The organism is Fructobacillus sp. ESL1129 (assembly GCF_058507945.1).
In genome coordinates this window covers 880,272-895,949 of the sequence record NZ_CP196668.1, presented here as the reverse complement: position 1 = coordinate 895,949, position 15,678 = coordinate 880,272, and the positions used below count along the sequence as shown (strand labels likewise).

At 49.1% G+C, this 15,678-nt stretch carries 1 protein-coding gene; it reads left to right on the top strand.

What is annotated here, in order from left to right; all coding sequences use genetic code 11:
* Positions 1–431: 431 nt before the first annotated feature.
* Positions 432–15,659, top strand: coding sequence for a DUF1542 domain-containing protein (locus ACSYSL_RS04300; RefSeq protein WP_491708452.1), 15,228 nt, complete (start codon positions 432–434; stop codon positions 15,657–15,659).
* The last annotated feature ends 19 nt before the right edge of the window (positions 15,660–15,678 follow it).

The window sequence follows — 15,678 nt, the reverse complement described above, 5'->3', positions numbered from 1 at the left end:
TTTCGATAAATTTATTAAAAATTTAACTTTTATCTTTCCGTCTTAAAGAACAAAAAAGAGTAAAAAGTATCGCTATCAAATGTATTTGCACTCACAAATTGTGACAGATTGAAACCGAGCCGGCGACTGGAAATAAAACGTAGAAAAGGCTCTAGAAGTAGGATTGAAGGGCCTTGTTTTTCTTATAAATACTTTGTTTAGAATGTGTCTATTTAAGGTTAAAAAGTATCGCTATTTTTTAAACAATCTTCTGCACTTTTTTTCTAAATAAGCTGAAATTCTTCTTTATATTTTTCTTAAGAAAGTCGGTTGATTTGCCTTTATAACAGGTGTTTGACGGGGTGGCCGTCTTTTTGTTTTCTCTAAAAAGGCGTATAATGAAAGGTGAGAAAAAGTCTCGATTATTAGGAAATTTCCGGAGGGAACTTTTTATGAATAAAGAATATATTAAAAAAGAACATTACAAGATGTATAAGGCGGGCAAGCGTTGGATTTACGCGGCGGTTGCTGCTTTTTCATTGACCGGAGTCGGGGCTTCAGTTGCGTCAAATTCTGATTTTGGCCATTTATTTCCGTTAAATTCTGTAATGGATACGATTGGTTGGCATTCTGTTTCGGCTGATGATACGGATGTCACAAAGCCCCAGGCTTTTACGAACAACGGCTATCCTGTATATTCTGATCCAAGTCAAATTACCTTTACCAATAAGCGTGAAGCCACTGTGGGTAAATGGGTGAACATCGGTCCGATTGATTCATTCGTTAAAAATTCAAAGGGAAATGATCAGCACGTTAACTTTGCTATTGTGGGTGCCTATGCACGTGCTGATGCAAATGGGAATCCCTACATCACCATTGCCATTGGAACAACACAGTTGGCCGGTCAGTCGATTGGGACGCGAAATTCGTTTTATGGTTATGCAAGTAACGGTTCGGCTAAGACTTTCCAGTACCAATACCCTAAAGAAGGTGTGTGGGCGTACATTAAGACGACAGATTTGGATTCCAGCTATAACCAGATTGGACTGCAATTTACAGCTAACAACGGGGTTGGCGGCAGTGATGGGGATAAGCACAACGCTTTAATGGCTGCCAAGGTCCAAACGCAAACAAATGATTCTTTGAACGGCGATATTGCCACTGCGACCGCAAAGGTTAAAGCTGCTGAGACCGAAACCGACAAGATGATGGACCTCTTGAAGGCGGAACAGACCAAGATTGATAACGCCATTGATGCTGATCCGACTTTAACAAGTACAGAAAAAACGAACCAAAAGGCCTTAATTCCGCCAATGCTTACTGAAGCAAAGGCAAAGATGGATTACGAAGTCGACACAGCAACGATTGATTCCATCGAACAGTCTTATATTCCAAAGATTGACGCGGCCCATACTCAGGGAACACCCTTAGCAGACCAAAAAACCGCCGCTAAGAAAGTTGTCGATAACAAGGCCAATGCTCAAGTTACCGCCATTAAAGCGAATAACGACATGACTGATGCCGAGCAAACTGCTGCCATCAAAAAGGTAACGGATGCGCAGACAACGATGGATAATAACATCGATAATGCTACGGATGCCGACCACGTGAACAGCTCACGCGATGATAGTACGCAAAACGCCATTATCGAAAATGCCAATCAAGCAGCGATGACTTTGGCAGCTCGTCAAGCCGCAGCAAAGTCTCAGCTCGAAACCGATAAAACAAATGCTGAAAATGAAATTGATGGGGATGTCACACTCACGTCCAGCGAAAAGACACAGCGCAAAGCTGCCATCGAATCAGCGGTTAGTTCAGCTGAAGCAACGATTGCCTCCGCTACCAAAGCACAACAGGTTGTGGACGCGTTAAACGCTGCTGAGACGACAATCACCAACGAACAGGTGCACGGGACTGATTTAGACGTACAAAAGACGACGGCTAAGCAGTCCGTCTCAGACTATGCTGACCAAATCAAGCAGCAAATTGCCGCTGATAATACATTAACAACTGCTGAAAAGAACCAGCAAACCAGAAACGTTGACCAAGCGGTTGTGAACATACAGAAACAAATTGCGGATGCAGCCAACGCTGATATGGTTAATAAGTATCGTGATGATGGTAAGAACGCCATTAAGGAAATGTACCAGCCTGGTACCGCACTTTCCGATCAAAAGACCAATGCAAAGGGCAAAGTCGATGCGGAAGCAACAACGGTTAAAGCTGCTATCAAGGCCGACAGCACGTTAACGACTGACGAAAAGGATGCTCAAACGGCAGCAGTTGAGTCGGACCGGCAAAAGGCTGATCAAAACATTGATAACGCAACGAATGCTGATGGTGTGAACACTGCCCGTGATAACGGGATTGCGGCCATTGATGCCGACCATCAGTCTGGCAAGTCAACGGATGAGCAGAAGACGGCTCAAAAGGCCAACGTTGATGCGGAAGCCAAGAAGGTATCCACTGCTGTCAATGCCGACAACACGTTGACGATTGATGAGAAGAATGCCCAGTTGGCAGCAGTTGAAGCTGATCGCAAATCAGCTGATGCAAATATTGATAACGCTTCAGACGCCGATGGGATTAACTCTGCCGCCTCAGCTGGTATCGCCACAATTGATGCTGACCACAAGCCTGGCAAGTCAACCGATGTTCAGAAGACGACCCAAAAGGCCAATGTTGATGCGGAAGCCCAGAAGGTTTCCAATGCTATTAATGCCGACAACACACTGACGACCGATGAAAAGAATGCTCAAACGGCAGCGGTCGAAGCTGACCGTAAGGCAGCCGATGAAAACATCGACAACGCTTCAGACGCCGATGGTATTAACGCCGCCGCCTCAGCTGGCATCACCAAAATCGATGCCGATCAGCAACCTGGCAAGTCAACGGACGATCAGAAGACGACCCAAAAGGGCAACGTTGATGCTGAGGCCAAGAAGGTCTCCACTGCTATCAATGCTGACAACACGTTGACGACTGATGAGAAGAACGCCCAGTTGGCAGCAGTTGAAGCTGATCGCAAATCAGCTGACCAAAACATTGATAATGCTTCAAATGCCGACGGGATTAACTCTGCCGCCTCAGCTGGCATCACCAAAATCGATGCTGATCACAAGCCTGGCAAGTCAACCGATGACCAGAAGACGACTCAAAAGGCCAATGTTGATGCTGAGGCCCAAAAGGTCTCCACTGCTATCAATGCCGATAACACGTTGACGACTGATGAGAAGAATGTGCAGTTGGCAGCGGTCGAAGCTGACCGTAAGACAGCCGATGCAAACATTGACAATGCTTCAAATGCCGATGGTATTAACTCCGCCACTTCAGACGGTATTCAAAAGATTGACGCTGACCACAAGCCTGGTAAGTCAACCGATGATCAGAAGACGGCTCAAAAGGCCAACGTCGATGCAGAGGCCAAGAAGATCTCCACTGCTATCAATGCCGACAACACGTTGACGACTGATGAGAAGAATGCCCAGTTGGCAGCAGTTGAAGCTGATCGCAAATCAGCTAATCAAAACATTGATAATGCTTCAAATGCTGACGGGATTAACTCCGCTGCCTCAGCTGGTATCACCAAAATCGATGCCGATCACAAGCCTGGCAAGTCAACCGATGACCAGAAGACGACTCAAAAGGCCAACGTTGATGCTGAGGCCCAAAAGGTATCCACTGCTATCAAGGCCGATAACACGTTGACGACTGATGAGAAGAATGTGCAGTTGGCAGCAGTTGAAACCGACCGTCAGACAGCGGATAAAAATATCGACAATGCTTCCAATGCCGACGCGATTAATTCGGCGGCTTCAGCTGGCATCACCAAAATCGATGCCGACCACAAACCTGGAACGTCAACCGACGATCAGAAAACGACCCAGAAGGGCAACGTTGATGCTGAGGCCCAAAAAGTATCCACTGCTATCAAGGCCGACAACACGTTGACGACGGATGAGAAGAATGCCCAGTTGGCAGCAGTTGAAACTGACCGCCAGACAGCTGATAACAACATTGATAACGCTTCAAATGCCGACGGCATTAACTCAGCCGCTTCAGCTGGCATCACCAAAATCGATGCTGACCACAAGCCGGGAACGTCAACCGATGTTCAAAAGACGACCCAAAAGGCTAATGTTGATGCGGAAGCTGAAAAAGTCATTAAGGCGATTAAAGCTGATACGACTTTAACAACTGATGAAAAGAACAGTCAGGTTGGACGTGTTCAAACAGATCAAACACAGGCTGATCAAAAGATTGATGACGCCTCAGATGCCGATGGGATTAACGCAGCCGCTTTAGCTGGTATCCAAAAAATTGATGCCGACCACGTTTCGGGTAAGGCGACGGATGATCAAAAGACGACCCAGAAGGCCAATGTCGATGCCGAAGCCAAGAAGGTGGATGCTGCCATTCAGGCTGACAACACATTGACGACTAACGAAAAGAATGTGCAGTCGGCAGCGGTTGAAGCAGACCGCAAGGCAGCCGATGAGAACATCGACAACGCTTCAGACGCCGACGGGATTAACTCCGCTGCTTCAGACGGTATTCAAAAGATTGACGCCGATCACAAGCCAGGTACGTCAACCGATGACCAGAAGAAAGCTCAAAAGGCCAACGTTGATGCGGAAGCCAAGAAGGTGGACGCTGCCATCAATGCTGACAACACGTTGACGACCGATGAAAAGAAGGCGCAGTCGGAGACAGTTGAAGCTGATCGCAAAGCGGCCGATGAGAACATCGATAACGCTGCGGATGCTGATGGAATTAACGCTGCTGCTTCAGCTGGTATCCAAAAGATTGACGCCGACCACCAATCTGGTAAGTCAACCGACGATCAGAAGACAGCCCATAAGTCCAACGTTGATGCCGAAGCCAAGAAGGTATCAGCTGCCATCAATGCTGACACCACGTTGACGACGGACGAAAAGAAAACGCAGACAGCAGCCGTCGAAGCAGACCACAAGGCGGCCGATGAAAATATCGATAACGCTACAGATGCCGATGGTATCAACGCAGCCGCTTCGGCTGGCATCCAAAAGATTGACGCCGACCACAAACCGGGTAAGTCAACGGACGACCAGAAGACGGATCAGAAGGCTAACGTCGATGCGGAAGCCAAGAAAGTATCCGCTGCTATCACATCCGATAACACGTTAACGACTGGCGAAAAGGCAACGCAAACCGCAGCGGTCGAAGCAGACCGCAAGGCAGCCGATGAGAACATCGACAATGCTGCAGATGCTGACGCTATCAACGCAGCCGCTTCAGCTGGCATCCAAAAGATTGACGCCGATCACAAACCAGGTACATCAACGGATGATCAGAAGACAGCTCAAAAGGCTAACGTTGATGCGGAAGCTGAAAAAGTCATTAAAGCGATTAAGGCTGATACGACTCTGACAAACGAGGAGAAAAACAGCCAAGTTGGTCAGGTTCAAGCTGATCAGACACAAGCTGACCAGAACATCGACCACTCTTCAGACGCTGATGGTATTAACGCAGCCGCTTCAGCTGGCATCCAAAAGATTGACGCCGACCACAAGCCGGGCAAGTCAACGGACGACCAGAAGACGGCACAAAAGGCCAACGTTGACGCAGAAGCCAAGAAGGTTGACGCAGCCATCAAGGCTGACAACACACTGACAACTGACGAAAAGAATGCGCAGTCAGAAGCGGTTGAAGCGGACCGCAAGGCAGCCGATGAAAACATCGACAACGCTTCAGATGCCGATGGAATCAATGCGGCCACAACGACTGGTATCACAAAGATTGACGCCGACCACAAGCCAGGTACGTCAACCGATGATCAGAAGATAGCTCAAAAGGCTAACGTTGATGCGGAAGCCAAGAAGGTAACCAACGCTATCAATGCTGACGCCACGTTGACGACGGAAGAAAAGTCAACGCAAACCGCAGCGGTCGAAGCAGACCGCAAGGCAGCCGATGAAAACATCGACAACGCTTCAGACGCCGATGGAATCAATGCGGCCACAACGACTGGTATCACAAAGATTGACGCCGACCACAAGCCAGGTACGTCAACCGATGATCAGAAGATAGCTCAAAAGGCTAACGTTGATGCGGAAGCCAAGAAGGTAACCAACGCTATCAATGCTGACACCACGTTGACATCAGGTGAAAAGGCAACGCAAACCGCAGCGGTCGAAGCAGACCGCAAGGCAGCAGACGAGAACATCGATAACGCTGCAGACGCTGATGGAATCAATGCGGCCACAACGACTGGTATCACAAAGATTGACGCCGACCACAAGCCAGGTACGTCAACCGATGATCAGAAGATAGCTCAAAAGGCTAACGTTGATGCGGAAGCCAAGAAGGTAACCAACGCTATCAATGCTGACACCACGTTGACATCAGGTGAAAAGGCAACGCAAACCGCAGCGGTCGAAGCAGACCGCAAGGCAGCAGACGAGAACATCGATAACGCTGCAGACGCTGATGGTATCAACGTAGCCGCTTCAGCTGGTATCACAAAGATTGACGCCGACCACAAGCCGGGCAAGTCAACTGATGACCAAAAGACAAATCAGAAGGCTAATGTTGATGCGGAAGCCAAGAAGGTAACCAATGCAATTAATGCTGACACCACGTTGACGACTGATGAGAAGGCAACGCAGACGGCGGCCGTTGAAAACGACCGCAAGGCAGCCGATGAGAACATCGATAACGCTGCAGACGCCGATGGTATTAACGCCACCGCTTCAGCTGGCATCGCTAAAATTGACGCTGACCACAAGTCGGGTAAGTCAACCGACGATCAGAAGACGGCACAAAAGGCCAACGTCGATGCCGAAGCGAAGAAGGTAACCAACGCAATTAATGCTGACACCACGTTGACGACTGATGAGAAGGCAACGCAGACGGCGGCCGTTGAAAGCGACCGCAAGGCAGCTGATGGAAACATCGATAACGCTGTAGACGCCGACGCTATCAACGCAGCGACAACGGCTGGTATCCAAAAGATTGACGCCGACCACAAGCCGGGAACGTCAACCGACGACCAGAAGACGGCACAAAAGGCCAACGTCGATGCGGAAGCCAAGAAGGTAACCAACGCAATTAATGCTGACACGACGTTAACGACGGACGAAAAGTCAACGCAGACCGCAGCGGTCGAAGCTGACCGCAAGGCAGCCGATGAAAACATCGACAATGCTGCAGACGCCGACGCTATCAACGCCGCCACTTCAACTGGTATCGCTAAGATTGACGCCGACCACAAGCCGGGAACCCCGACGGATGATCAAAAGACCACCCAGAAGGGTAACGTTGATGCGGAAGCCAAGAAGGTTTCCGCTGCCATCAACGCCGACACGACGTTAACGACGAATGAAAAGGCAACGCAAACCGCAGCGGTCGAAGCAGACCGCAAGTCAGCCGATGAGAACATCGACAACGCATCAGACGCCGACGGTATTAACGCCGCCACTTCAGCTGGCATCGCCAAAATTGACGCCGACCACAAGCCGGGCACAGCCGTGAATGAGCAACAGAACACGGCGAAGGGCAATGTTGATGCTGAGGCGCAGAAGGTAATCAATGCCATTAATGCTGATAACACGCTGACTAGTTCAGCCAAGTCGGCACAGGTTGATAATGTAAAGGCTCATCAAACGACTGCGGATCACAACATTGATGCAGCCCAAGACGCCGATGGCATTAACAGCGCTGAAAAGATAGGCATTGAAACAATTGATGCTGACCATGTTTCTGGCAGAAGTATTTCAGACCAGCAGAGCAAGGCTAAGCAAGACTTGGCGATTGAAGCGCAAACGGTGATCAACGCCATTAACGCCGACACTTCCTTAACGGGAGCAGAAAAGACGGATCAAGTTAACCGCGTGAAGGCTGATTGGCAATCTGCTGATAACAAGATTGATCAAGATAGTACGGCAGACACCATTAATAGTGACTTTGATTCGGGGAAGGCCACGATTGATGCCGACCATACCCCGGGTACGCCAGTTGAGACGCAAAAACAGAATAAAAAGAATGACCTTGATAATGAGGCTCAGTCGTTGATTCAAAAAATTAACGCTGATGTCACGCTGTCAAGCCACTCTAAGCAAAGTCAGATTGCCAAGGTAAATGCTGATAAGCAAAAGGCTGATGACAACATCGATAATGCTTCTGATGCTGACGGCATTAACAGTGCTTACGCTGATGGAAAAGCCGCTATCGATTCTGATTACACACCTGGACAACCCCTACCTGATCAGAAGAAAACGCAAAACAGTAATTTGGCTTCTGAAGCGCAACGAATTATTGATGCTATTAATGCTGACAACACGCTGACTTCCGATGCGAAGACGAAGCAAATTGGGCAGGTTAATGCTGATTTGACGACGGCACAGGGAAAGATTAATCAAGCAACTGATCAGGATGTCGTCTCGGAAGCCTTCACGGATGGAAAGGCAACGATTGATAATGATCACGTTCCTGGTGCTTCACTGGATAGCCAGCGTCAAGCTGCTAAAGACACCGTTGCTACTGAGGCTGAAAAAGTCATTAACACCATCAATGCTGATAACACGCTGACTTCCGATGAGAAGGAAGCACAGGTTAACCAGGTGAAGGCTGATCAGCAAAACGCTGATAACAAGATTGATGGCGCTACAAATGCGGATGATATCAATCAAAGTCGTGATAATGGTTTGACGACCATTGATGCCGAGCACAAAGCAGGCGTGGACCTTGAGACTCAACGCCAAAAAGCAAAGCAAATTGTTGACGATAAAGCACAATCGCTGACAAATAGTATTAAAAATGATAATACGTTGACCGGTGTGCAGAAGAACGAACAGGTTGCCAAAGTCGAAGCTGACCAGCAAGTTGCCGACACGGCCATTGCCCAGGCAACGAATGCGGATGGAATCAATAGCGGTCGAGACTCTGGTCTTTCAAAGATGACGGCTGATTATCAAACGGGTACCGCCCTAGTTGCTCAAAAAGTAGCTGCTAAGCAAGTGGTTGATGCGGAAGCAACAAAGGAAATCAACAAGATTAAGGCTGACAATACCTTAACGACCGGTAAAAAGAATCAACAGATTGCTTCTGTTCAATCGGACCAAACGGCTGCCGATAATGCCATTGATCAGTCGACTGATGCCGATGGTGTTAACAACCAACGTAATAGTGGCGTTCAATTTATTGATACTGAGTATCAACCGGGCACACCACTGGCTACCCAAAAGCAAGATGCTAAGGACAATGTGGATGCCGAAGCGGCTAAAGTCATTGACGCCATTAATGCTGACAATACCTTGACGACTTTAGTAAAGTCGAAACAGGTCGCAAACGTTACGGCCGATCAAACGGCTGCGGACAACGCCATTGATCAAGCAGCCAATGCGGATGATATTAACTCTGCTCGTGACAACGGCATTCAAAAAATTGATGCTGATCACGTAAGTGGCCAACCGTTAACTGATTCAAAGGCTGCGCAAAAGCAGTCGCTTGAAACAGAAGCAACCACTGTTATCAACGCCATTAACAGCGATACGACGCTAACGTCTGATGCTAAAACGCAACAGGTCAATAAGGTGAAGGCCGATTTGGCCACTGGTGAAGGCAACATTGATCGTGCGGCCAACCAAGATGCCATCGACTCTGCCTTTGATAACGGCATGCAAGCCATTGATGGTGACCATGTTCCGGGTGACTCACTGCTTAATCAGAAGAGCAGCGCCAAGAGTGCTGTTGATGCCGAAGCAGAGCGAAAAATTGATGCCATCAATAGCGATAACTCCCTGACAGCTGCTGAAAAGAAGGCGCAAAAGGATGCCGTGACAACGGATCAAAGTGCTGCCGACCAAAAGATTGATCAAGCCAAGAATGCTGATGAAATTGTCAGTGCCAAAACGGCGGGTCTTCAAAAGATTGATGCGGACTATCAGACAGGTACGCCAGTTGCGACACAAAAGCAGAATGCTAAAGACCGTGTTGATGCGGAGGCAGAAAAAGTCGTTAACGCCATCAAGGCCGATAACACACTCACTACTCAGGAAAAGCAAACACAGATTGACAAGGTGAATGCTGACAAGACGGCGGCAGACAATGCCATCGATGCAGCAACGCAGGCTGACGACATTAACTCTGCCCGCGACCAGGGTCTTCAAAAGATTGATGCTGATCACGTTGCTGGTACGAGTCTTGCGCAACAAAAGCAGACACAAAAGACGAACCTCGAACAAGAGGCGCAAAAGGTTATTGCGGCCATTAAGAGTGACAATTCATTGACTGGCGAAAACCAGCAATCACAGGTTAATAAGGTTAATGCTGATTTGACCGCTGCGGATACTGCCATTGAACAATCGAACGATGCCGATGAAGTGAATGCTAACTTTAATTCTGGCAAAGCAAAGATTGATAGTGAGCACCAACCTGGCACACCACTGGCTACCCAAAAGCAAGATGCTAAGGACAAAGTCGATGCGGAAGCCCAAAAGGTCATTAACGAAATTAATGGGGATAACTCATTGCTTTCTGAGCAAAAGGCCGCTCAAATTGCCCAGGTTAACCAGGACAAGACGACTGCCGATAATGCGATTTCGCAAGCAACGAATGCGGACGGGGTGAATACTGCTTATGCTAATGGTATTCACGCCATTGATTCGGACCATAAGTCTGGTAAGGCTTTGCCTGATCAAAAGAAGGATCAAAAAGCGAACTTATCCGCCGAAGCTACTCGTGTGATTGACGAAATCAAGTCCGATCCGACTTTGACGACGAATGACAAAAACGCCCAAATCAGCCAGGTGAATGCAGACCTCGAAGCTGCTAACAAAAAGATTGATGAAGCCACGGATGGGGATGGCGTTACCGCTGCGATGACGGCTGGTAAGACGACGATTGATGGGGACTACCATCCCGGTCAGGCGTTGGCTGACCAAAAGAAGGCGGCCAAGGGCGATGTCAATGACGAAGCAACAAAGGTCATTGCCTCGATTAACGCCGACAACAGTTTGACGGCAGAACAAAAGTCGAAGCAGGTTGAGAATGTCAAAGCTGATCAAAAATCAGCAAACGAGGCCATTGACAATGCTTCAGATGCTGATGGTGTGAATAGTGCCAAAGCAACCGGTATTCAAAAGATGGATGCTGATCATGTTCCGGGTACACCCGTCGCTACTCAAAAGCAACAGGCAAAGGACAACGTTGATGCGGAAGCTAACAGAGTCATTGCGGCTATCAAGGCGGATACGACTTTGACAGCGGCTGAAAAGCAGCAACAGACTGACCAAGTCACTTCTGACAAGGAATCAGCTGATCAGGCAATCGATGCTGCCACGGATGCCGATATCATCAACAACGCTGAATCAACTGGTATCCAAAAGATTGACGCTGATCACAAACCAGGCACGTCAACCGACGGTCAAAAGACGACCCAAAAGGGAAATGTTGATGCTGAAGCCAAGAAGGTGTCTGCTGCCATCAAAGCCGACACGACTTTGACGACGGACGAAAAGAACGCCCAGTTGGCCGCGGTTGAAAACGACCGCAAGACGGCTGATGACAACATTGATAAGGCAGCTGATGCCGATACTATCAATGCAGCCACGTCAACTGGCATCGCTAAGATTGACGCCGACCACAAGCCGGGAACACCAACCGACAGTCAAAAGACAGCCCAAAAGGGTAACGTGGATGCTGAAGCCAAGAAGGTGTCTGCTGCCATCAAGGCCGACACGACTTTGACGACGGACGAAAAGAACGTCCAGTTGGCCGCGGTTGAAAACGACCGCAAGAGTGCCGATGACAATATCGACAACGCTTCAGATGCGGATGCTATCAATGCAGCCACGGCAACTGGCATCGCCAAGATTGATGCCGACCACAAGCCGGGAACCTCGACGGATGGTCAGAAGACGACTCAAAAGGGTAACGTTGATGCCGAAGCCAAGAAGGTATCGGACGCCATTAAGTCCGATACGACTTTGACGACAGACGAAAAGAACGCCCAGTTGGAAAAAGTCGAGGCAGACCGTATTAAGGCGAACCAAAACATTGATAACGCCGCAGATGCTGATGCAATCAATGCAGCAGAAGCAAACGGAAAGGTCGCAATCGATGCCGACCACGTTCCTGGTACACCAACCGATGATTACAAGAAAGACCAAAAGAGTAACGTCGATGATGAGGCCAAGAGGGTGTCGGACGCCATTAAGGCGGACAATACGCTAACGACTGATGAAAAGAATGCTCAGTTAGCGGAGGTTGAATCCGATCGTGTTAAAGCAAATCAAAACATTGATAATGCGGCGGATGCCGATGCCGTTAATCAAGCAGTGGCTGCTGGAAAGAGCGCGATTGATGCCGACCACAAGCCGGGTATTTCGACCGATGGTCAAAAGACGGCCCAAAAGGGTAAGGTCGATGCCGAAGCCAAGAAGGTGTCTGCTGCTATCAAGGCCGATACGACGTTGACGGCAGACGAAAAGAACGCCCAGTTGGCAGCGGTTGAAAACGACCGTAAGAGTGCCGATGACAATATCGACAACGCTTCAGACGCCGATGGCATTAATGTAGCCACGGCAACTGGCATCGCCAAAATTGACGCTGACCACAAGCCGGGTATCTCGACTGACGGTCAAAAGACAACCCAGAAGGGTAATGTCGATGCCGAAGCCAAGAAGGTTTCCGAAGCCATCAAGGTCGATACGACGTTGACGACGGACGAAAAGAATAGTCAGTTGGCCGCGGTTGAAAATGATCGCAAGAGTGCCGATGAAAATATCGATAACGCTTCAGACGCCGATGGCATTAATGTAGCCACGGCAACTGGTATCGCCAAGATTGATGCCGACCATAAGCCGGGAACATCGACGGACGGTCAAAAGACGACTCAAAAGGGTAACGTCGATGCCGAAGCCAAGAAGGTATCGGACGCCATTAAGGCCGATACGACTTTGACGACGGACGAAAAGAACGCCCAGTTGGCCGCGGTTGAAAATGACCGCAAGAGTGCCGATGAAAATATCGACAACGCTTCAGATGCGGATGCCATCAATGCAGCCACGGCAACTGGTATCGCCAAGATTGATGCCGACCATAAGCCGGGAACATCGACGGACGGTCAAAAGACGACTCAAAAGGGTAACGTTGATGCCGAAGCCAAGAAGGTGTCCGCTGCTATCAAAGCTGATACGACTTTGACGGCAGACGAAAAGAACGCCCAGTTGGCAGCGGTTGAAAACGACCGTAAGAGTGCCGATGATAACATTGATAAGGCTGTCGATTCGGATGCTATCAATGCGGCCACGACGGCTGGAATTCAAAAGATTGACGCCGACCACGTCCCAGGCACACCAAAGGACGGGCAAAAGACGACCCAGAAGGGCAATGTCGATGCCGAAGCCAAGAAGGTGTCCGCTGCCATCAAGGCTGATACGACGTTGACGGCTAATGAAAAGTCGCAACAGCTAGCAGCGGTTGAAGCTGACCGAAAAGCGGCGGATGACAATATTGAGACTGCCACGGATGCTGATTCGATTAACGCAGCAACGAAGGCTGGAATTCAAAAGATTGACGCCGATCACGTCCCAGGTACACCAACAGGCGAACAAAAGACAACCCAGAAGGGTAACGTCGATGCCGAAGCGAAGAAGGTGTCCGCTGCCATTAAGGCTGATACGACGTTGACAACGACCGAAAAGGCCACCCAGTTGGCAGCGGTTGAAAACGACCGCAAGAGTGCCGATGACAACATTGATAAGGCGGTGGATGCGGATACCATCAATGCTGCAACAACAGCTGGAATCCAAAAGATTGATGCCGACCATGTTGCCGGAACGCCGACTGACAATCAGAAGACAACTCAAAAGGGTAATGTCGATGCCGAAGCCAAGAAGGTATCGGACGCTATCAAGGCCGATACGACTTTGACGACGGACGAAAAGAACGCCCAATTGGCCAAAGTTGAAACTGATCGCCAAGCAGCCAATGACAACATCGACAAGGCTGCTGATTCGGATGCCATCAATGCGGCCACGGCGGCTGGTATCCAAAAGATTGATGCCGACCACGTTCCAGGAACGCCAACGGTTAACCAAAAGACAACCCAGAAGGGTAATGTCGATGCCGAAGCCAAGAAGGTATCTGCTGCTATCAAGGCCGATACGACTTTGACAACGGACGAAAAGAACGCCCAGTTGGCTAAGGTTGAAACTGATCGCCAGGCAGCCAATGACAACATCGACAAGGCCACCGATTCGGATGCTATTAATGCGGCCACGGCGGCTGGTATCAAAAAGATTGACGCTGATCACGTTGCCGGAACGCCGACTGACAATCAGAAGACAACTCAAAAGGGTAATGTCGATGCCGAAGCCAAGAAGGTATCTGCTGCTATCAAGGCCGATACGACTTTGACGACGGACGAAAAGAATGCTCAGCTGGCTAAGGTTGAGGCTGACCGAAAGGCAGCCGATGACAATATTGATAAGGCAGCTGATGCCGATGATATTAATTCTGCTACTTCAACCGGCGTTGCTAAGATTGATGCTGACCACAAGCCTGGTATTTCGACCAATGGTCAAAAGACAACCCAAAAGGGCAACGTGGATGCCGAAGCCAAGAAGGTATCGGATGCCATCAAGGCCGATACGACCTTAACGACGGACGAAAAGAACGCCCAATTGGCTAAGGTTGAGGCTGACCGCCAGGCAGCCAATGACAACATTGACAAGGCTGCCGATTCGGACGCTATCAATGCGGCCACGGCGGCTGGTATCCAAAAGATTGACACTGACTACCAGCCGGGCTCGCTTGACGATGTTAAGAATCAAAACAAGAAAAACATTGACAATGCGGCGGCCAAGGCTAAGCAGGTCGTTGATGACGATGGTTCATTAACGCCAGATGATAAGAACAAGCGGAAGGCGGCCATCGATCAAGCAGCGGCCAAGGCGAAGGCTGCGGTTGATAATGGTCAGAATGCTGATGATTCAGACAAAAGCGCCAAGGCTGGTGAACAATTAATTGCCGGACTAAATGATGCTAAGAATGCTGCAGATGCAACGATTAACCATGCATCTGATCAGGAAAAGTCTGATATTAAAAACGATGCTTCCTTGTCGACGAAGCAGAAGAATGCTCAGGATGCGCAGGTCGATGAAGCGGCGGCTGCTGCCAAGAGTGCAATCGATGGTGCGACTGATTTGGATGACTTGAACCAGGCAACACAAGCTGGTGTTAAGGCCATCGAGCAGGTTCATCAATCAGCAACACCACTGAGTCAGCAGAAACATGATGCTGAAAACGCATTGAATCAAGATGCTGACCGTGTTAAGGCTGAAATTGAACAAGATTCAAACCTGACGAACGCTGAAAAGCAGGAACAGCTCGCTCATTTGAACGCCGTGCTTCAACAAATGAAGCAGGCAATCGAAAACGCTAGCGATTCTGATTCACTTGAAAAGGCGTTGACTACTGGTAAAGAAGCCATTGAGGCTTGTTACCAAAAGGGTGTTCAGAAGCCAAGGGCAACAGCTGTTGCTCCAAAGGTGGAGGAACGTCCGGTTGTGAAGGACGGTGGTCTGCCAAAGACCGCTAGCCGGGTAAAACGGAATGCCACACAGCAAACCGTTGGCCTAGCCCTTGCAGCTAGTCTCACGACCTTCTTCTTAGCGAAGAAGCGCCATGACAAGTAAAAAATCGGATGAACATCCG